Origin of the sequence: Streptomyces sp. NBC_00306 (assembly GCF_036169555.1) — a bacterium.
GTDB lineage: Bacteria > Actinomycetota > Actinomycetes > Streptomycetales > Streptomycetaceae > Streptomyces > Streptomyces achmelvichensis.
Genome location: NZ_CP108032.1, coordinates 788,949 through 807,390 on the forward strand (window position 1 = coordinate 788,949; position 18,442 = coordinate 807,390).

The 18,442-nt window shown below is 69.9% G+C and carries 16 protein-coding genes and 1 pseudogene; 11 read left to right on the forward strand and 6 right to left on the reverse strand.

The window, feature by feature from the left end; translation table 11 throughout:
• Positions 1-4 precede the first annotated feature (4 nt).
• The 7 genes from OHA05_RS03485 to OHA05_RS03515 all read left to right on the forward strand — a co-directional run bounded on the left by OHA05_RS03485 (position 5) and on the right by OHA05_RS03515 (position 9,226).
• Positions 5-2,719, forward strand: a complete 2,715-nt coding sequence (locus OHA05_RS03485) for a non-ribosomal peptide synthetase (protein ID WP_328859769.1) — start codon at positions 5-7, stop codon at positions 2,717-2,719.
• A 13-nt stretch (positions 2,720-2,732) separates the two neighbouring features.
• Positions 2,733-3,737, forward strand: a complete 1,005-nt coding sequence (locus tag OHA05_RS03490; RefSeq protein WP_328859770.1) for a TauD/TfdA family dioxygenase — start codon at positions 2,733-2,735, stop codon at positions 3,735-3,737.
• Entirely contained in the window at positions 3,734-4,804 is a 1,071-nt protein-coding gene (sbnB, locus tag OHA05_RS03495; RefSeq protein ID WP_328859771.1) for a 2,3-diaminopropionate biosynthesis protein SbnB, read from the forward strand. The genes OHA05_RS03490 and sbnB overlap by 4 nt, the downstream gene beginning before the upstream one ends.
• 39 nt (positions 4,805-4,843) lie before the next feature.
• On the forward strand, positions 4,844-5,926 hold the full coding sequence (gene sbnA / locus OHA05_RS03500; protein WP_313947900.1) for a 2,3-diaminopropionate biosynthesis protein SbnA: 1,083 nt from the start codon (positions 4,844-4,846) through the stop codon (positions 5,924-5,926).
• A 253-nt stretch (positions 5,927-6,179) separates the two neighbouring features.
• On the forward strand, positions 6,180-7,829 hold the full coding sequence (locus tag OHA05_RS03505) for an extracellular catalytic domain type 2 short-chain-length polyhydroxyalkanoate depolymerase (protein ID WP_328859772.1): 1,650 nt from the start codon (positions 6,180-6,182) through the stop codon (positions 7,827-7,829).
• Positions 7,830-8,219: 390 nt separating this feature from the next.
• Positions 8,220-8,654, forward strand: coding sequence for a winged helix-turn-helix domain-containing protein (locus OHA05_RS03510; protein ID WP_423247746.1), 435 nt, complete (start codon positions 8,220-8,222; stop codon positions 8,652-8,654).
• Positions 8,627-9,226: a transposase gene (locus OHA05_RS03515; protein ID WP_328859774.1), complete on the forward strand. Its 600-nt coding sequence runs from the start codon at positions 8,627-8,629 to the stop codon at positions 9,224-9,226. Before OHA05_RS03510 ends, OHA05_RS03515 begins: the two co-directional genes overlap by 28 nt.
• 110 nt (positions 9,227-9,336) lie before the next feature.
• On the opposite strand, the pseudogene OHA05_RS03520 reads toward OHA05_RS03515, so the two are convergent.
• Together OHA05_RS03520 and OHA05_RS03525 are read right to left on the reverse strand one after the other, a co-directional pair.
• Positions 9,337-9,531: pseudogene (locus OHA05_RS03520) on the reverse strand (IS5/IS1182 family transposase); the annotation flags it as partial.
• 43 nt (positions 9,532-9,574) lie between these two features.
• A complete protein-coding gene (locus tag OHA05_RS03525; RefSeq protein ID WP_313947897.1) occupies positions 9,575-10,210 on the reverse strand; it encodes a hypothetical protein in 636 nt (211 codons plus the stop codon).
• Between the two features lie 368 nt (positions 10,211-10,578).
• On the opposite strand from OHA05_RS03525, the gene OHA05_RS03530 reads away from it, so the two are divergent.
• Together OHA05_RS03530 and OHA05_RS03535 are read left to right on the forward strand one after the other, a co-directional pair.
• A complete protein-coding gene (locus OHA05_RS03530) occupies positions 10,579-11,430 on the forward strand; it encodes a serine hydrolase domain-containing protein (RefSeq protein WP_328859775.1) in 852 nt (283 codons plus the stop codon).
• Positions 11,431-11,687: 257 nt separating this feature from the next.
• Positions 11,688-11,858, forward strand: coding sequence for a hypothetical protein (locus OHA05_RS03535; RefSeq protein WP_328859776.1), 171 nt, complete (start codon positions 11,688-11,690; stop codon positions 11,856-11,858).
• A 40-nt stretch (positions 11,859-11,898) separates the two neighbouring features.
• Here OHA05_RS03535 and OHA05_RS03540 read toward each other — a convergent pair whose 3' ends face one another.
• The 4 genes from OHA05_RS03540 to OHA05_RS03555 form a co-directional block, all read right to left on the reverse strand.
• Positions 11,899-12,714, reverse strand: a complete 816-nt coding sequence (locus tag OHA05_RS03540) for an inositol monophosphatase family protein (RefSeq protein ID WP_328859777.1) — start codon at positions 12,712-12,714, stop codon at positions 11,899-11,901.
• Positions 12,715-12,725: 11 nt separating this feature from the next.
• The gene (locus tag OHA05_RS03545; protein ID WP_328859778.1) at positions 12,726-13,574 is read right to left on the reverse strand and encodes an alpha/beta fold hydrolase; all 849 of its coding nucleotides are present in this window, start codon (positions 13,572-13,574) and stop codon (positions 12,726-12,728) included.
• Positions 13,575-13,774: 200 nt separating this feature from the next.
• Positions 13,775-14,206 carry an SRPBCC family protein gene (locus tag OHA05_RS03550; RefSeq protein WP_313947892.1) on the reverse strand — a complete coding sequence of 144 codons (432 nt, stop codon included), beginning with the start codon at positions 14,204-14,206 and terminating at the stop codon, positions 13,775-13,777.
• A 203-nt stretch (positions 14,207-14,409) separates the two neighbouring features.
• Positions 14,410-15,642 (reverse strand): cytochrome P450, encoded by a 1,233-nt coding sequence (locus OHA05_RS03555; protein WP_328859779.1) that lies wholly within the window; start codon positions 15,640-15,642, stop codon positions 14,410-14,412.
• Positions 15,643-15,959: 317 nt separating this feature from the next.
• Here OHA05_RS03555 and ku point away from each other — a divergent pair, with 317 nt between their 5' ends.
• Positions 15,960-16,877, forward strand: coding sequence for a non-homologous end joining protein Ku (gene ku, locus OHA05_RS03560; protein ID WP_328859780.1), 918 nt, complete (start codon positions 15,960-15,962; stop codon positions 16,875-16,877).
• 130 nt (positions 16,878-17,007) lie between these two features.
• Positions 17,008-18,438 carry a serine/threonine-protein kinase gene (locus tag OHA05_RS03565; RefSeq protein ID WP_328859781.1) on the forward strand — a complete coding sequence of 477 codons (1,431 nt, stop codon included), beginning with the start codon at positions 17,008-17,010 and terminating at the stop codon, positions 18,436-18,438.
• Positions 18,439-18,442 lie beyond the last annotated feature (4 nt).

Consider the following 18,442-nt stretch of genomic DNA (forward strand, 5'->3'; position numbering starts at 1 on the left):
AGTGATGGCAACGTCCACGCAGACCGACGCCGAGTTCTGGCGCGGGGTGCTCACCGCCGGCACCTTCACCGCGATCCCCCGCTGGTCGGGCGACCGCGTGCCGGGGACCGCCGAGTACACGGCGGCCGTACCGGACGAGTTGCTGGCATCGCTGCGCCGGTGGGCGGACGAGGCGGACCTGCCGCTGAGTTCGGTGCTGCTGGCCGCGCACGCCAAGGTGCTCGCGGCGCTGTCCGGCGAGCAGGCGGTCGCGACGTACGTCCGCACGCCGGACGGCACGCCGCTGCCGTGCCGGCTGTCGACCGCCTCAGGGACCTGGCGTGCGCTGATCGAGGACACCGACCGGGCACAGGCGGAGCTGCTGGCACACCAGGACTTCCCCGTCGACGACTTCAGGCGCGAGCTGGGTCTGGGTGAGCCGCTGCCCGAGACCCTCTTCGATCCGTACGGCGACGGTGACGGCCGGGAGCGGGACACCGTACTGCGCGTGGCGCTCCCCCACCACGGCGCCCGTCGCGGTCTGCGGCTGTTCTACCGGACCGATGTGCTGGACGCCGAATGCGCCGCCAGGATCGCCGGCTATCACCTCACCGCGCTCGCGCTCATCGCCGCCGATCCGGAGGCCGATCACGGGCGGCAGAGCCTGCTGTCCGCCGGGGAACTCGATCTCCAGCTCGACGGGCTCGCCGGGCCCCACCGGGAGCTGCCGGACCGCCGGTTCCACGAACTGTTCGAAGAGCAGGTGCGGATCCGTCCGGACGCGGTCGCCGCCGTACAGGGCGAACGGCAGTGGACGTACGAGGAGCTCAACACCCGCGCCAACCGCCTGGCGGGCGCCCTCCTGGCTCGCGGACTGCGCCGCCAGGACGTCGTCGCGGTCGTGACCGAGCGCAATCTCGACTGGATGGCGGCGGTGATCGGCGTCTTCAAGGCGGGCGGCGTCTATCTGCCCGTCGAACCGCACTTCCCCGCCGGCCGGATCGCCGCCATGCTCGACCGCGCCGCGTGCCGGCTCGTCCTGACCGAACCCGGCAGCACCGCGACACTCGACGAGGCACTGGAGTCGCAGCGCCGAGAGTCCGGGGCCCGGGCAGAGGGTTCCGACCCATCGCAGCCCGGTCGGTCGGCGGCCGCAGAGTCGCGCCCCGGAGTACAGACGCTCCTCGTCGAGGCCGCCTACGCGGAGGACCACTCCGACGCCGACCCCGGTGTCCGCGTCGGGCCGGACCAGCTCGCCTACGTCTTCTTCACCTCCGGATCCACCGGTGAACCCAAGGGCGCGATGTGCGAGCACGCCGGCATGCTCAACCACCTCTACGCCAAGATCGACGACCTGGGCATCGACGAGGGACATGTCGTCGCCCAGACCGCGCCCCAGTGCTTCGACATCTCCCTGTGGCAGTTGCTCGCGCCCGTGCTGGCCGGCGGGCGGACCCTGCTCGTCGGGCAGGAAGCGGTCCTGGACGCACGGCAGTTCCTCGACACCGTCGTCGACGGACGTGTCGCCGTCCTCCAGGTGGTGCCGTCCTACCTCGACGCCGTGCTCTCCTGCCTGGAGCGCCACCCCCGCGAACTCCCGGACCTGCGACGGGTTTCGGTGACCGGCGAGGCGCTGAAGATGGAACTCGTCCAGCGCTGGTTCGCCGCGCAGCCGGGGATCGCGCTGGTCAACGCCTACGGACTGACCGAGACCTCCGACGACACCAACCACGAGGTCATGGACCGGGTGCCGGACACCGACCGTGTACCGCTCGGCCGCCCCGTCAACAACGTGCACATCTACGTCGTCGACGAGCACCTCTCCCCCGTGCCGCTGGGGGCTCCCGGCGCCATCGTCTTCTCCGGCGTCTGCGTCGGCCGGGGCTACATCAACGACCCCGAACGCACCCGGCCCGCCTTCATGGATGATCCGCACCGTCCTGGCCTGCGGCTGCACCGGGGCGGCGACTACGGCCGCTGGCTGCCCGGGGGAAAGCTGGAGTTCCTCGGCCGCAAGGACAGCCAGGTCAAGATCCGCGGCTTCCGGATCGAGATCGGCGAGATCGAGAACACCCTGCTGCGGACACCCGGTGTCCGCAACGGTGCGGTGGTGATCACCCGATCCGCGGGCCGCAGTGCGCATCTGGTGGCGTTCTACTCCGGCCCCGGCCCGCTGGAGGCCGACGACCTGCGGCACCGGCTGAGCCGGTCACTGCCCCCCTACATGGTGCCGTCGTCCTTCCACTGGCAGGAGAGCCTGCCCCTGACCGCCAACGGCAAGATCGACAAGAAGGCGCTGACGGCGCTTGCCGAACAGCTCGACGCCGCCGGGCCGCCCGAAGCGGCGGAGAACGGCCACCGCGCGCCGCTGACGCCGACCGAACAGCGCCTGGCCGCGGCCTGGGCCCCGGTGCTCGGCATACCGCAGGAACGCGTCGGCCGGCTCGACCACTTCTTCGACCACGGCGGCACCTCGCTGACAGCGGTCAAGCTCGTGGTGTCCCTGGACCGCGTCGTCTCCCTCAAGGACATCACCCGCCACCCGGTCCTCGCCGACCTGGCCGCCCTCGTCGACGAACGAGCCGCGGCCGCCGACGCCACCGACGGCCCATCCCCACAGAACTCGCCGCTGCTGAGGCCCGTGTCGGTGCCGGACGGTCCACAGCCGGCCGGTCCACAGGACGGCGCCGTCTCCTGGCACGACCAACCCTCCGCCGCATCCGTCCGGCCCCCCGCCTGAAAGGAAGCCCACCATGCCCTCCTCGCTCACCACCGCGCTGCCGGGCCTGGAATCGCGCCCAGGCCGGCCTCCCGTGCTGGAACTGGAACCCGGCACCGACACCATGAGCTGGCCCGCCCAGCAGCGGGACGCACTGCGCGCCGCCGTCGCCGAGCACGGCGCGGTCCTGGTCCGCGGCCTCGGGCTGCGCGACGCGGACGACGTCGCCGCGGTGCTCCGGCAGCTCGCCACCGGACCGGCGGCCGACAAGGAGGCCTTCGCGCTGCGGGAGACCTACTCCGACGGCGTCTACTCGTCGACGGCCTGGCCGTCGAACCAGCCGATGTGCATGCATCACGAGCTCAGCTACACCCAGGAGTTCCCCGGCCTGATGATGTTCGCGTGCCTGACCGCGCCCACCGAGGGCGGGGCCACCGCGGTCGCCGACTCGGCGGCCGTGCTCGACGATCTGCCCCCCGCCCTGACCGAACGGTTCGAGCGCGAGGGCTGGCTGCTCACCCGCAGCTACAACGACGAGATCGGAGCCTCCGTCGCGGAGGCGTTCGGCACCGAGGACCGCGCCGCCGTCGAGAACTACTGCCGCGCCAACGCGATCGAGTTCGCCTGGCAGCCCGACGGCGGACTGCGCACCCGGCAGCTGCGCAGCGCCGTGGTGCGTCACCCGGTCACCGGCATGCGGTGCTGGTTCAACCAGATCGCGTTCCTCAACGAGTGGACGACGGCACCCGAGGTGCGGGAGTACCTGATCGACGAGTACGGCGCCGGCGGTCTGCCGTTCAACACCCGCTACGGCAACGGCGACCCCCTCACCGAGGACACCGTCCAGCTGATCAACGCGGTGTACGACACCCACACCGCCCGGCAGCCCTGGCTGGCCGGTGACCTGCTGCTCGTCGACAACATCCGTACCGCGCACAGCAGGGAGCCCTTCGAAGGACCCCGGGACGTGGTCGTGGCGATGGCCGACCCGGTGCGCCTGGGCGACTGCTCGCCGACCGTCCAGGCGGCTGTCCGATGACCACCACCCCCTCTCCCGCAACGGAGCCCGCCATGCCAGAACCCCTGTCCGCGCCGTCCTTCGCCGTGATCACGGGCGACCAGGTCCAACACGCTCTGGAAGGCCGCGAAAAGGAGATCGTGGAGGTGGTCGAGGGCACGTACCGGCTGCACGGAGCAGGCGAGTCGGTGAACCCGCCGTCGTCCTTCCTCCGCTTCCACGACCGTCCCACCTCCCGGATCATCGCGCTGCCGGCGTCGATCGGCGGGCGGAACCGCGTGGACGGACTGAAGTGGATCTCCAGCTTCCCGCAGAACGTGGCCTCCGGTATCCCCCGCGCCTCGGCGGTGCTGATCCTCAACGACCCGGACACCGGCTACCCGTTCGCCTGTCTGGAGAGCTCGATCATCAGCGCCACCCGGACCGCCGCGTCGGCCGCAGCGGCCGCCGACCGGCTCACCCGTGACCGGCCGCGTCCGTTGCGCGTCGGCTTCTTCGGGGCCGGTCTGATCGCCCGGTACATCCACACCTTCCTGGTGGGGACGGGCTGGTCGTTCGACGAGATCGGGGTGCACGACCTGTCGGCCGACAGCGCGGCGGGCTTCCGCGTCTACCTCGAACAGTCGGGCGGCGGCGGACGCATCACCGTGCACAGCAGCGCCGAGGACCTGATCCGGCTCAGCGACCTGGTGGTCTTCGCCACCGTCGCGGGTCAGCCGCACGTCGGCGACCTGTCGTGGTTCGAGCACAACCCCGTGGTCCTGCATGTGTCACTGCGCGACCTCGACCCGGAGATCCTGCTCGCGTCGACGAACATCGTCGACGACATCGAGCACTGCCTGCGGGCCGGCACCTCACCGCATCTGACCGAACAGCGCACCGGCAACCGGGACTTCGTGCACGGCACGCTGGACGACGTGATGGCCGGACGGGTCACGGTGCCGCCGGACCGGCCCGTCGTGTTCTCCCCCTTCGGTCTCGGGGTGCTCGATCTGGCGGTCGGCAAATACGTCTACGACGAGGTGGCCCGCACCGGAGAACTCCGGGTCGCCGACGGCTTCTTCCACGAACTGCGCCGGTACGGCTGAGCAGCCCACCCGCGCGCCCCCCACCACACGGAGGCCATCGTGCCTGTCATCTCCGTACCTCAGGCCTTCAACGAGGAGGAGCTCTATGTCGATCTCTCGGCGATCTACGGGCGTTCACTCTTCCTCAAGTGCGAGGGCTTCAACTTCGCCGGTTCGATCAAACTCAAGGCGGCGACCGAGATGGTCGAGACCGCGGAGCGGGAGGGCATCCTGACGCCGGACTCGATCCTGATCGAGTCCTCGTCCGGCAACCTCGGCGTCGCACTGAGCATGATCGCGGCCAGCAAGGGCTACCGGTTTCTGTGCGTGACGGACTCCCGCTGCAATCTTGCGACCAGGCTGATGATGGAGGCCCTGGGCAGCCAGGTGCACATCGTCGCCGGCCAGCGGTCCAACGGCGGACTCCTCGGCGCGCGCCTCGACTACGTCCGCGCCATGTGTGCGTCCGACGACCGCTACGTATGGCTGAGCCAGTACACCAATCCGGCCAACTGGAAGGCGCACTATCAGCGGACCGCCCCCGCCATCGCCCGCGCCTTCCCGAAGCTCGACGTCCTGTTCGTCGGCGCGGGCACCACGGGAACCCTGATGGGCTGCGCACGGTATTTCCGCGAGTCGCGCCGGCCGGTGCACATCGTCGCCGTGGACAGTGTCGGCTCGGTGAGCTTCGGCGGCGCCCCGGCGCGCCGGATGATCCCCGGCCTCGGCATGAGCGTCCGTCCGCCGCTGCTGGACGAGTCGTTCGTGGACGAGGCGGTCCGCGTCGAGGAGGCCGACACCGTTCGCGCCTGCCGCCGTCTGGCCAAACGCGGATTCCTGTTCGGCGGCTCCACGGGCACGGTGGTCAGCGGCGCCATGGGCTGGCTGGCCCGGCACGACGCGCGCGATCTCACGGCCGTGGCCGTCGCCCCGGACCTCGGCGAGCGCTACCTCGACACCGTGTACCAGGCCAACTGGGTGCAGGCCCTGTACGGCGCGGACGTACTGGACCCCGACGGACAGACCGCGGGCCCCTCGGAGCCCGTGCGATCGCCGGGCTCGAACGCGCGCTCCCGGCAGGAGAGGGACGACTCCTGGACCCCTGCCTCACCGGAGGGGCGGCCACGCCGCGGCGCGTGGTGAGGAACTGAGGGCAGCGGCCGGGGCGAAGGTGCCTCGGCCGCGGGCTGCGGGTTGCGTCCTGCGTCCTGCGTCCTGCGGGCGTCAACTGACATACCCGGTGCGGCACTTCGTCGTCGTGGTCTTCGGTGTGCACACACGCCCCCTCGGTGCTTTGTAGGTGCGAGCGACATATCCGGTCGGGTGACGGGCTCCTAATCTCCCGGAATCCACGGACGGGATTCCGCCGTGGGCCGCACCTCACCCGGGAGGGTCCATGAGATCGTCGCCCGCTGCCCGTCTCCTCCGGCCCGCCGCGCTCATTCCGTTGCTGGTCGCGGCGCTCGCCTTCCCCGCCTCCGCGCCCGCGGCCGCCGCCCAGGCACCGGTCCATGCATCTGCGCCCGTACCGGCATCCGTACCGGCACGGGCGCCGGTACCGGGTGAGCTGCGACCGTACGACGTGAGCGACGTCTACAGCGCCGGCATCTCGTCCGGCGGCTATATGGCCACCCAGCTGCATGTCGCGTACTCCGGCACGTTCGACGGCTCGGCGGCGTTCGCGTCCGGCCCGAACTTCTGCGCACAGAACGACCTCAACAAGGCCCTGCTGGCCTGCATGGACACCCTTCAGGACCTCCAGCTCGACAAGCTCGAACAGACCACCCGTGACTGGTCGGCGCAGGGTCTCGTGGACCCGGTGTCCCATCTCGTCGGAGATCCGGTCTACGTCTTCAGCGGATCGGGTGACACCACCGTCAAGCGCCCGGTGGCCGACGCGCTGTCGGACTACTACGGCCGATTGGGCGCGCGCGTCCGCTACGACAACAGCACGGCGGCCGGCCACGCGTGGATCAGCCCGCTCGGCCCCAACTCCTGCACGGTCACGGCGAATCCGTGGATCAACAACTGCGGCTTCGACGCGGAACGCGACCTGCTCGGCCACCTCCTCGGCAGCGCCACCGCCCCCGCCGCCGCACCCGGCGGAACCCTGACCCAGTTCGACCAGAACCCCTACGCGCCCGGTGGCCAGGCACGGACGATCTCGATGGACGAGAAGGGCTTCGTCTACGTACCCGACACCTGCGCGGACGGCGCGGCCTGCACCCTGGTGGTCGCGCTGCACGGCTGCAAGCAGGGCTACTCGTACCAGGGCTTCGGCAGCCAGTTCATCGACAAGGCGTATCTCAACGAGTACGCCGACACCAACAACCTGATCGTGCTGTACCCGCAGGCCGTCCCCACCACCACGCTCGACAACCCCAACGGCTGCTGGAACTGGTGGGGTTACCAGGGTGACTCCGCCTACGCCCGGCACGGCGGCAAGCAGATCGAGACCGTCATGGCGATGGTGAGGGCACTCGGCGGCGACGGCACACCGCCGCCGGCCGGAAACCTGATAACACTGCCGAGCACGGACGCCCAGGACGGCTACATCAAGGCCGCAGCAGACGGCTCGGTCGCGTCCGTCGGCACGCTGGAAACGACGTACGGCCTCGCTCTGGGCCGCGGAAGCGACGGCAAGTACAACCGGAGCGTGCTGTCCTTCGACACCTCCCGCATCCCGCCCGGCAAACAGCTCACCCGCGCCTATGTGACGCTCACCCACAGCAGCGGCTCCGGTTCCCCATGGACCAGCCCGACGGGCAACCGCCTGCTGGTCGATGTGCACCACGGCTGCCTGAGCGCGTGCACGGTCGAGCCGGCGGACTGGTCGGCCACCACGACGGCCCCGGGATCGGCGGAGGTCACCGCGTTCACCTCGGGCACCAGATCCTCGACGAACCTGTCGACGGCGGGACTTGCGGCGGTGAACCGCTCGGGGGTGACCCAACTGCGACTGCGTTTCGCGGCGAACCAGACGTCGAATGCGTATGTGTTCGTCAACAAGGACACGAGGGCCACGCTGACGGTGGAGTACGAGTAGAAGTACGGGGGCAGGGGCCTGCCGGTGTCGTCGTTGTGCCGAGGCACCGGCTGGGCTCTCCGGGGAATTCGCCGAAGACTGTGACCTAAGGGCTGTCCCGTAATCCCCGGCGGGCGCACGACGACATCTACGGCACCTCGCTGCGTTGTCGGATCGCCCGAATACGCCCAGTATGAGGACGACCCTTCGCCTTGCGATGCACCGCATCTGACGCCGCGCGCTGGTCCACCGGGGATTACGGGACAGCCCTTACTGAGCTTTTCGTTAGTTCTGCGGGTGCGGGGGGCTCGCTGGTGGGATCCTGAAGTGGTGTCTTTCAAACCTTCGTCTGTTGCCTCCGGGCCTGTCGTTCCTCCTTTGACGCGGCCGCAGTTGGCCGAGGCACGGCGGGTGCGAGCAGTGGAGTTGTTTGAGCAGGGCTGCCCGAATGCCGAGGTCGCGCGGATGTTGGGGGTCCATGCCGAGAGCGTGCGGCGGTGGAAACGGGTGTGGGAGAAGGGTGGCACTCATGCCTTGCGGAGACGTCCGGCCACCGGCCGTCCGCCGAAACTGGACGATGCCCAGGTCGAGCAGGTGCGGACCGCGCTGGAGCAGGGTGCTCAAGTTCACGGGTTCGAGGCCGATCTGTGGACATTGGAACGGGTCGGTCTGGTCGTCGAGCGCGTGACCGGAGTAGCTCTGTCGCGGGCGTCGGTGTGGCGACTGCTGACCGGCCGGCTGGGATGGAGTCTGCAGCGCCCGGAGCGTCGCGCGGTCGAGCGGAACGAATCCGAGATCGCCCGCTGGATCGCCCACGAGTGGCCACGCATCAAAAGGGGGCGGTGAACACACGTGCCTGGATCGTCTTCCTCGACGAATCGGGCGTGTCGCTGTTGCCTCAGATCCGTCGCACCTACGCTCCCCGCGGCCGAACTCCGCTCCTGCGGCACCGGCTCAATTGGAAGCGCGCCTCGACGGCTGCAGCTCTTGGTTACCACGCCGCCGATCCTGAGCGCGGGCCTCGGCTGTGTTTCCACGTCAAACCCGGTAGCTACGACACCGCCGCGCTCATCGAAGTCATGGAACAGCTGAAGGTGTTCTACCGCGAGGAACGGGTGGTGCTGGTCTGGGACGGACTGTCCGCCCACTGGAGCCGGGCCATGCGCGCCTGGGTCGCCGAACAAGACTGGCTCACCCTCGAACGATTACCCGCCTACGCACCCGAGCTCAACCCGGTGGAACTCCTGTGGTCATCGCTCAAGAAACGCGAACTCGCCAACCTCGCCGGCAACCACCTCGCCGATGTTGTTGACGCCACCGAACAAGGCATCCACCGAATCAACCAGAACCCGCAGCTGCCCTGGTCCTTCCTCACCCACACCGGACTCACCATCCATCCACCAACCCCACCGAACTAACGAAAAGTTCAGTAGCAGCCGGTGTGGAATGTCCCGCCGTGCACGGCGGGATGCCGACCGGGTTCCGGGGGCGAACACCGGGCCACGAGGTACGGCGAATCCGACGTCCCCGTCAGGTTCGTGCGCCAGTAGGCAGCGACGAGCAACACCCGGTCCTCTAGCGCCAGGCTCCAGGGCCGGCCCTTGCGCACCGGATCCGCATCCTCGCGCCGCAGCGCGGTGACCAGCTTGCCGAACTGGCTCGGGCTCAGCCCGGTGAATCGGGCTATCCAGGACGGCTCCGACACCGTGATCACACCAGCCACAACGCGATCGTCTCATGCGTGACCAGCGGTCTTTGCGGCAGTCTCAGCTGCTCAGAGGCGAGCCCCATGCGGGATCGTGCCACGGTCTCCCGGTCAGGCCGGTGAGCAGATGCTCCGTCGTGCTCAAGGCGATGTCTTGCGCCACCCCTACTGCGGTCAGGGCAGCGCTGAGCCGGGCAGACGCCTCCTCCGGCACCTCCAAGTCGTTGAGAATGAGAAGGGGAAGAAGCAACAGAAGGCGGGCGGCAGGCTCGTCGACACCGTCGACACCGTCGGCTTCTGACGCGGGGTTCTCGGCGATGCGGACCAGTTCCCGCCACGCAAGCCCGGTCCCCGAGAGTTCCCCCTCCCAACTGGCGAGCTGCTGGGCGTGGCTCTGGCCTGGATGGATGAGCAGGAAGTCGATGCCGCAGTCGCCGACCAGGTTGCGGAATACCACCACGACTCCGGAGCCGTCCGCACTGGGCACCCGGAGCACCGGCCAGCGTTCGGGATCGAAGAGGATCTCGGACAAGGCATCGACATCAGCTCCGTCCTCGCCGAACCACTCCGGAACGGGACTCTCGGCGTTGGCTCCACCAGCGCAGATCTCCGACAAGTAGTTCGACCAGAAGCCCGGGCGAGCAAGCAGTGACTCTCCTGCGTCCAACGGGCCGTCGTCGTATCCCTCAATCAACACCCCGTAGTCCTGTCACCAGCCACTGACATGGCTCGTCCCAGGGGCAGGGGTCCAGGCAGTTGCGGGACGGCCCTTAGTTCCTCCATTTACCGTACTCAATTCAACAATCACACGTTGTGCTGATCATCACAGTGCAACATCTTGAGGACATCCAAGACACCCTCATAGAGTCGTGATCATGGCAGGCAAGTGAGTCCGACTTTGCACCCTTCAAGCAATTTCGGGTACGAGGTGTCGGCTACAACTGAGCCCCACGTGGGCCACCTTCCGCCCCCGTCGGAACACAAGCCGCCGCCTCGATCGGCTTTCACGTCTCCATTGCTGTGTTCACGGGCGTAATTCCCCGTTCCCCAACCGGCAGGATGACCATGCCCGATATCCCCACCTGCATCATCGGCAGCTCACACAACACCGCCCCACTCGCTACCGGTGGACACGACCCCGACAAGTACGCCGAGGTGGGCTCCTTCACCAAAGTCATCACCGGAACCATCCTCGAACAGTTGGCCAGGGAGGGCGTATTGACTGTTGACGATCCTGTCGAACGGTGGCTCGACGCCCCTGCCGGGTCCGGTATCACCCTGCGGCATCTCGCCGAGCACACCTCCGGCCTCCCCCCGGTGCCACCCGGCACCACAAACATCGATCCCTACAAGAAGTTCAGCGACGACAGGCTGCGTGCGATCCTCGCTGCGGGTCTCGACCGGCTCACCACCGCACCCGCAGGAGAACGCGAGGAGTACTCCAACTTCGGCTACGCCGTGCTCGGGGCAGTCCTGACGGCGGCCGGCGGCCAGGACTACAGCGATCTTGTCGCCACGCACGTCCTCTCTCCACTCGGCCTGCCACCAGAAGCGATGACCGCGCGTCCGCCGGAACACAACCGATCACTCGCGAGAGGGTGGTTCGGACGCAGCGTCACACCGTGGGACATGACAGGCGCGATTCTGCCCGCAGGCGGTCTCTGGGCCGCTCCCCGCACCGTCGCCCGCGTACTGACCGGCCTCGTCCTCGACCGCACGCTGGGGGAGCCGTCACTCAGCTGGCAACGAACCGGACCGCTGCCGCTGATGTGGCACAACGGGGGCACCCGTAGATCAACGGTCTTCGCCGGAGCCGTCCCCGACGGCCGCTGGATCGTCGTCCACCGCCTGCACGGGTCCCTCGAAGAGACGGACCGCATAGGACTGGGACATCTACGCGCCGCCACCGCAGACTGACGTCGGCCAACGCCTCAGGGCTGTCCTGCTCCGTTACGTCACCCGCCGGAACAGATTCGACGCCGCTGTCAGGCAAATGCCGGGACCTCACATGATTCGCGGCTCATGGAAACGACACTGCGCATCTCATGCTGACGTATTCCCGGCCCGGCAAAGGAGCAAGGATGTGTTGTGATCGCTCGGACGGGTACCCGCTTCACAGAATGCCCTCAGGGCATTTTCCCTTCCACGCCAATGGAGGAAGAAGGAGTCTGACCGTGAACGGCTCACCCACGGAAAGCGGGCGGATCACCAGTCGGCACAGCAGCACCGGAGAGCCCGTGCGTATGTGTATGCCGGCTGTGATCGTCCCGGAGGACGGATCAGGGCCGAAGCAGAGCGACCGCAGAGACGAGGAAGAGCGCACCATCGTCGTCGGCGACGACTGAGACCCCCGGGCAGTCGCCAGGGGCCAACGCCCCCTCTGTGTCAGCCCTGTCCGCGGATCATCGACAGCAGCCGCCCGTGCGTCTCCGCGTCCGAGGCCACGACGAGACCCCGGCCTCCCGGGCCGGCCCGTCCGGTCCCTCCGACCGGCACGCCGTCGACTCCGGTGACGACGCAGCCGGCGGCCCGGCACACAGCGATACCCGCCGCGAAGTGCACGCTCTCGGTCAGGTCACCGCCGTCGGTGACGTACGCGGCGCGCTTGCCGGCCGCGACCCAGGCAAGTGCCAGGGTGCTCGACACCACCCGCGGCCGGAACCCCGCGACGAAATCCGGGTGAGCGAGCAGGTCCACCGCCCTGAATCCGGGGGCGCTCGGAAAAGGCGGATCCAGGTTCACGTCCACCAACCCGGTGGCGGCCGTGGGTGTCATCAGCTCGTCCACCCCGTCGCGCCGCACCCACGCCGTCGTGCCGTCGGTGAAGAAGACCTCGCCGCTGAACGGATCGGCCACCGCCGCCGGGCCATCGCGCAGTGCCACGTTCACCGCGACCAGCATGTTGCCGACCGCGTAGTTGAGCGTCCCGCAGAGGGGATCCACCAACCACTGTCGCCCCGCGTCCGCCGGGCCCCGTCGGCCGCCCTCCTCGCCGTGCACCGCGTCCTCGGGCCGGGCAGCGCGGATGACGGCGAGGATCGCCTCCTCGGCCGCCACATCGGCGTCGGTGGCGAAGTCCCCGGCACCTTTGTCGATGCGGGAGAGCCGCTGCCCGTACCTGGCGAGCACAACCTCCGCACCGGCACGCGCCGCGGCCGTCGCGACCTCGGCATCGTCCCGGTGTGCGGTCGAGTCGGTCATGACTGGTTCGGTCATGACTGCCGGCCGAGGAAGCGGGCGGTGGTGGCGACGAAACGGTCCGCGTCGTCGAGCCACGGAAAGTGACCGGCACCGGGCTGGACGACGTATGCGGCGTCCGGGAACAACTCCGCGCACTCCGCCGTCGGTCCGGGAGGAGAGTTCAGGTCGAACTCCCCCGCGAGCACCAGTACCGGCCCAGCGAAGTGCGCGAGCGCCGCCCGCGTGGCATCCGGATCGAAGGCGCCCTCGGCGCCGAAGACCGCCGCTGCCTCCTCGTTCTTCTGACCGTCCTTCGCCGCCTGATGGGCGCGGGCTGTGTCGTCCCAACGGCCGTAGAAGAACGGCTCGATGGCCTGCCAGCTGTCGTCCGTCGCCTTGCCCGAGGTGATCGCCTCCAGGGCCGCGAAGGCGGTCGGGAACCACGGCTCCTCGCTGCGCAGTTGCGCGGTCTCGCGCCGGGCCTCTCCGGGGACGGCGATACCGAGGGCCGTGGCGCTCGGCGTGATGAGCGCGAGCCTGCCGACCCGCTCGGGGTGACGGGCCACGTAGAGCGCCGCGAGGTTCGTGCCCGCGGAGTGGGCGAGCAGGTCCATCCGGTCGAGGCCGAGGTGCTCGCGCAGCGCCTCGATGTCGTCGACCAGCCGGTCGCAGCGGTAGGAGTCGGCGCTCTGCGGCACCGCGGATCTCCCGGTCCCCCGAAGGTCCGGCAGGATCAGCCGCCGGTGCGCGGACAGGCCGCCGAGGTCACCGAGGTAGGCCGACGCCTGCATCGGTCCGCCGGGCAGGCAGACCACGGGAGGACCGTCGCCGACCACGTGGTAGGCGAGTTCGGTGCCGTCGTACGCGGGGAGGGTGGGCATGGCGACGACCTTGTCAGCGGCATCCGCTCCCGGCAACTCAATTCGCGGCCCACAGCCGGGGAGTCGGGACACAGCGGCCGGTCGTCGAGCGCGGCCGGGCAAAAGCCGAAGCCCTCCGCCGGCATGTGCGGCGGAGGGCTCGGATCGTACGGCTTCAGCGGGACCTTTCGGCTCCTGCGGGTCCTTGCGGCCGCCATACGTCAGACACGCCGGCCGGCGAGTTCCTCCGCCATGCGCTGGAACTCGCCCAAGTCGTAGTTGGCGAGCGTCTTGTCGAGGTTGGTGAGCGCGCCGAGGTGTTCGAGGAAGCCGTCGGGCTCGTACTCGACCTGAAGGGTCACGCGGCTCGTGGTGTCGCTGAGGTGGTGGAAGGTGACCACGCCGGCGTGGTGGACCCCGGCGACCGTCTTCCACGCGATCCGGTCCTCCGGCACGACTTCGGTGAGCTCGGCGATGAACTGCTTGTCCGCACCGGGCAGCGAGAGCCACCAGGCGAACCTCCGGTCGTCGAGCCGGTCGACCCGCTCGACATGGCTGAGGAAGCGCGGCCACTCGGTCACGTCCTGCCACAGACCCCAGCTCACGGAGACGGGGGCGTTGACGTCCACGGCTTCGATCAGAGATGCCGACATGGAGGGTCCTTTCCTGACGATCCGGTTTTCCGCGTTCCTCCACCGGGTGCCCTCCGATGCGCCGCGCACACGATCTGTTCCGGCGTGCCGGGGTCGGGAAGTGCCGCGGTGGGACGACGTCTGCGGCGGCACCGTCCCAACTCGCCCCCGACGCCTACAGGATGGGCACCGGCGCACGCGAGACGTATCCGCCCCCGTACCCATCAGGCGTCGGAGGGCACCCGGAGCGACATGACGAAGCCGCTGCTCGGACGCGCCGGCACCCGGCGCAGACTGATCGACAGGTCCTGCGGCGGCACCAGGTAGTTCATGTCCGCCAGCCGCGTGGACAGGCAGGCCAGCAGGGCGACGGTGATGTCCTCGCCCGGGCACCGGTGGCCGGTGGCCGCGTCCCCACCGCCCTGCGGGATCAGCTCGTCGCTCGCCACGCTCCGGCCGAGGAAGCGCTCGGGGCGGAAGGTGTACGGGTGGGGCCACAGGCCGGGGTCGTGCTGCTGGCCGTAGACGTCCAGCAGGACGAGGCTTCCTTCGGGAATGACCACGCCCTGCCACCGCAGGTCTCCGGCCGCCAGACCGCCCACGAACGGCACGAAGGGGTAGAAGCGCCGAACCTCGTGCGCGAAGGCTTCCGCGTACGCGGGGTCACCCTTGCGCAGTGCGTCCCGTCGGCCCGGCCACCGCTCGAGCGCGTGAGCGGCGAAGGTCACGAACCAGGCGACGGCCACCGTGGGGCGAATGATGTTGAGGACCTCCACGGCGGCGGTGTGCGAGTCGAGCAGCCGGCCGCTGTCGTCGCGGTGGAGCGCCACCGCCCGCAGGGGTGAGCCGGCGGGATACTGCGTGCCCCGGTCGGTGCCCGGGTCCGTACCGGCCTCCGCCCGCGCCGTACGGATCAGGGCCTCCAGCCACACCTCGCGCCGGGCGCGAGCGGCACGGGCCCTGAGGTGCCGGGGGCCGATCGCGGCGAAGCCGTCGACCATCGCCACCAGATCATCGGCCAGCTCCGCGGTCTCGGCCGCGCCGAGCGGAATGCCGGCCCAGTCGCACACCGCGCGGGTGAGCACCCGGCTCGACTCGGTGAACAGTTCGACGGCGGGGCGCATCGCCCATTCGCGCGCCGCCGCGTCCCACTCCGCTCCGGCCAGCTCCGTCAGGCGCGCGACGGCACCCCGGTTCTTGAGCAGGGACATGAAGAGCGCCTTGCGGGCCAGGTGCTGGTGGCCGTCGAGGGTGTGCACGGCGCCCCGGCCGAACAGTGTGTCGAGAACGGGGCCGGGAAGTGCGGATCGGCGCTTCACATGCTGGTCGTCGTAGAAGAAGCGCACGGACTCCCGGCCGTGGACGGCCGTCGTCGGCCGGCCCAGGATCCGGGTCTGCACCGGCGAGCCCCCGCTGCTGCGCAGACGGTCGGGCAACCAGGCGTACCCCTTGGTCATCAGAGGAATGCTGCTGTCGCGGAGGGGGGCGGCGAGAGTGTTCATAGGGTGCCGAGTGCCCGGAGCGGTGATGCCCAGACACGCGATGGACGTCGGACGGGCGGGGCCGGTGCGGCCGGGCGGGGCATGCCTGGGTACGGCCGCGTGCGAGAGACGCTCAGCCGCGGCCACGCGGGCCCGGCCCGTCGCGTACGCCCCAGCCGGTCCCCCCCGGAAAGGCGGCCCCTGCGCCGTCCCCGGACTGGCGGCTGCGGGGGTGCCGCGTCGGGGACCCGGCCGTACGCTGACGGTCTCGGGGCTGCACACGGAGGTTCGTCATGCCCCGCCCCGTCTGGTCCGGAGCCATCTCGTTCGGCCTGGTCACCATCCCCATCAAGGTGCTGCCGGCTACCGAGAGTCACAACATCAGCTTTCACCAGTACCACCTGGACGACATGGGGCGGATCCGGTACCGGAAGATCTGCGAGCTGGACGGCAAGCAGCTGCGCGACGACGAGATCGGAAAGGCGTTCGAGGTCTCCAAGGACACCTTGATCGAGATCACCGACGAGGACCTCGCGAACATGCCGTTGCCGACGGCGAAGGCGATCGAGATCGTCGCGTTCGTACCGGCGGACAGCATCGACCCGATCCGTATCTCGAACGGTTACTACCTTGCCGCGAGCGGAGCGGTGTCGGCGAAGCCCTACACGCTGCTGCGGAAGGCGCTGGAACGGTCCAGCAAGGTGGCGGTGGCGAAGTTCGCGTGGCACGGCCGCGAGCGGCTGGGGCTGCTGCGGGTGAAGGACGACGCGATCGTTCTCCATGCGATGCGCTGGCCGGACGAGATCCGCTCCCCCGAGACACTCGCCCCCGATCCCGTCGAGGTCGGTGACAGCGAGATCGACGGTGCCGTGGCGCTGATGGAGGCCATGAGCGAGGACGACATCTCCGGCTACCGGGACCACTACCGCGAAGCCCTGGAGGAGGTCATCGCCGCCAAGGCCGAGGGGAGGACACCGACCCGGGCCGAGGACGAAGCGCGGCCGGCGGGCGAGGTCGTCGACCTGATGGCCGCACTGAACGCGTCGGTTCAGGCGGCGAAGGAGTCCCGCGGGGAGAGCGGCGAGCACGCCACCGTCCACGACATGCCCACCTCGAAGAAGCGGGCCGCGAAGAAGACGGCGGCCAAGAAGACCGCGGCGAAGAAGGCCGCTGCCAAGAAGACGAGCGGACGCAAGCCGCGCAGCGCCTGAGGACAGGCGGCCCCGGTGAGCGCCGTCGGGGCTCCCACGTGCGTTGCCGGGGATGGTCGGCCATGTGGTGGGTACACGGGTGGAGCGTCGCAGGACGCTGCCCGCTGCCGTCGAAGACTCGGGAGACCTCATGAAGGTCCGCCGCACGCCGTCCGTGTGGGAATCCGGGCTCACAGCCAACGTGCTGGCCGGCCGCTACCGGATCGACGACCTCGCCGGACGAGGCGGAGCCGCCGACGTGTACCGGGGTCTGGATCTGCGCCTGAGGCGTCCGGTGGCCGTCAAGGTGTTCCGGCCCGGGGCTGATCCGGAGATGGAGGAACGCTTCGCCGACGAAGCGCTCCTGCTGGCCCGCCTTCAGCACCCCGGTCTGATCACGGTGTACGACACCGGGCACCACGAGGGTTCCGACTTCCTGGTCATGGAGCTGGTCCAGGGCGTCACTCTGCGGCGGCGCATCGCCTCCGGCCCGCGTCCCCTTTCCTGGGTGTGCAGGTTCGGAGCCGCGCTCGCGGGAGCGTTGACCCATGTGCACGCCGCCGGAATCGTGCACCGCGACGTCAAGCCCGGCAACATCCTGCTCGACGCCGAGGACAAGCCGCACCTGACCGACTTCGGCATATCCCGGATGCTCGACACCCCCACGCACACCGAGCCGGGCGCACTGATCGGCACAGCGGCCTATCTCGCACCGGAGCAGGTGCTCGGCAAGGGCGCCGGAACGGCGGCGGACATCTACGCCATGGGCCTGGTGCTGCTGGAGTGCCTCAAGGGCGAACTCGAGTACACGGGGACCCCGCTGGAAGCCGCGATAGCCCGACTGCACCGGCCTCCCGTCCTGCCCCCATCCCTCCCCCGCGCGATGGCGTCCCTGCTGACCGCCATGACCTCCGTGGAGGACGCGGATCGACCGGACGCGCACGAGTGCGCGGCGGCACTGGAGTCACAGCGCCTGGACGCTCCCGAGGTCGCGCCTCCCTCGCCCGCCCCGCGCCGGTTCGCCGTCCGCTCGCTCGGCTCGGGCGCGCACCGCAATGTCCTTCCCCGCCGCCGGGACGGCGCCCCGACCCACCGGATCGACGCCTCCGCCGTACCCGGGCCGACCCGGAGCCGGCGCCTGATAATGGCCGGCGCTGCCGCCCTCGCCGCCGTGCTCGGCACCACGCTCACGGCGGCGGACGGCGGTTCGGACGCGGGCCGCAGGCAGACGGCTGTCCCCCAGCCCGATCCCGTGCCGGAGCCCGAGTCCGCGCCCCGGCACGGGCGCCCCGGCACACCCGCGCCCGAGCCCGGAAGTGCGCCGGCGGCAGCGGGGCCGGCCGCCGCGCCCCGCGGTCCGGCCGGTGCCGTCGACCCCGCCCGCAGCGTGGCCCCCGCGGAACAGCTGCCGGTGGTCGGCTCCCGCACCTCGCTCCCGGGCGGACCCGGCGCTGTCCGGCCGCCCGCGTCCTTCGGTACACCGGAGTACGGATCGCCCGGGCACGGCCCGGAGAAGGATCACCGGTCGAAGAACCGGTCCGCCCGGTCGAAGGAGAAGGCGGGCAGGGGCACGCACGACTGACGCC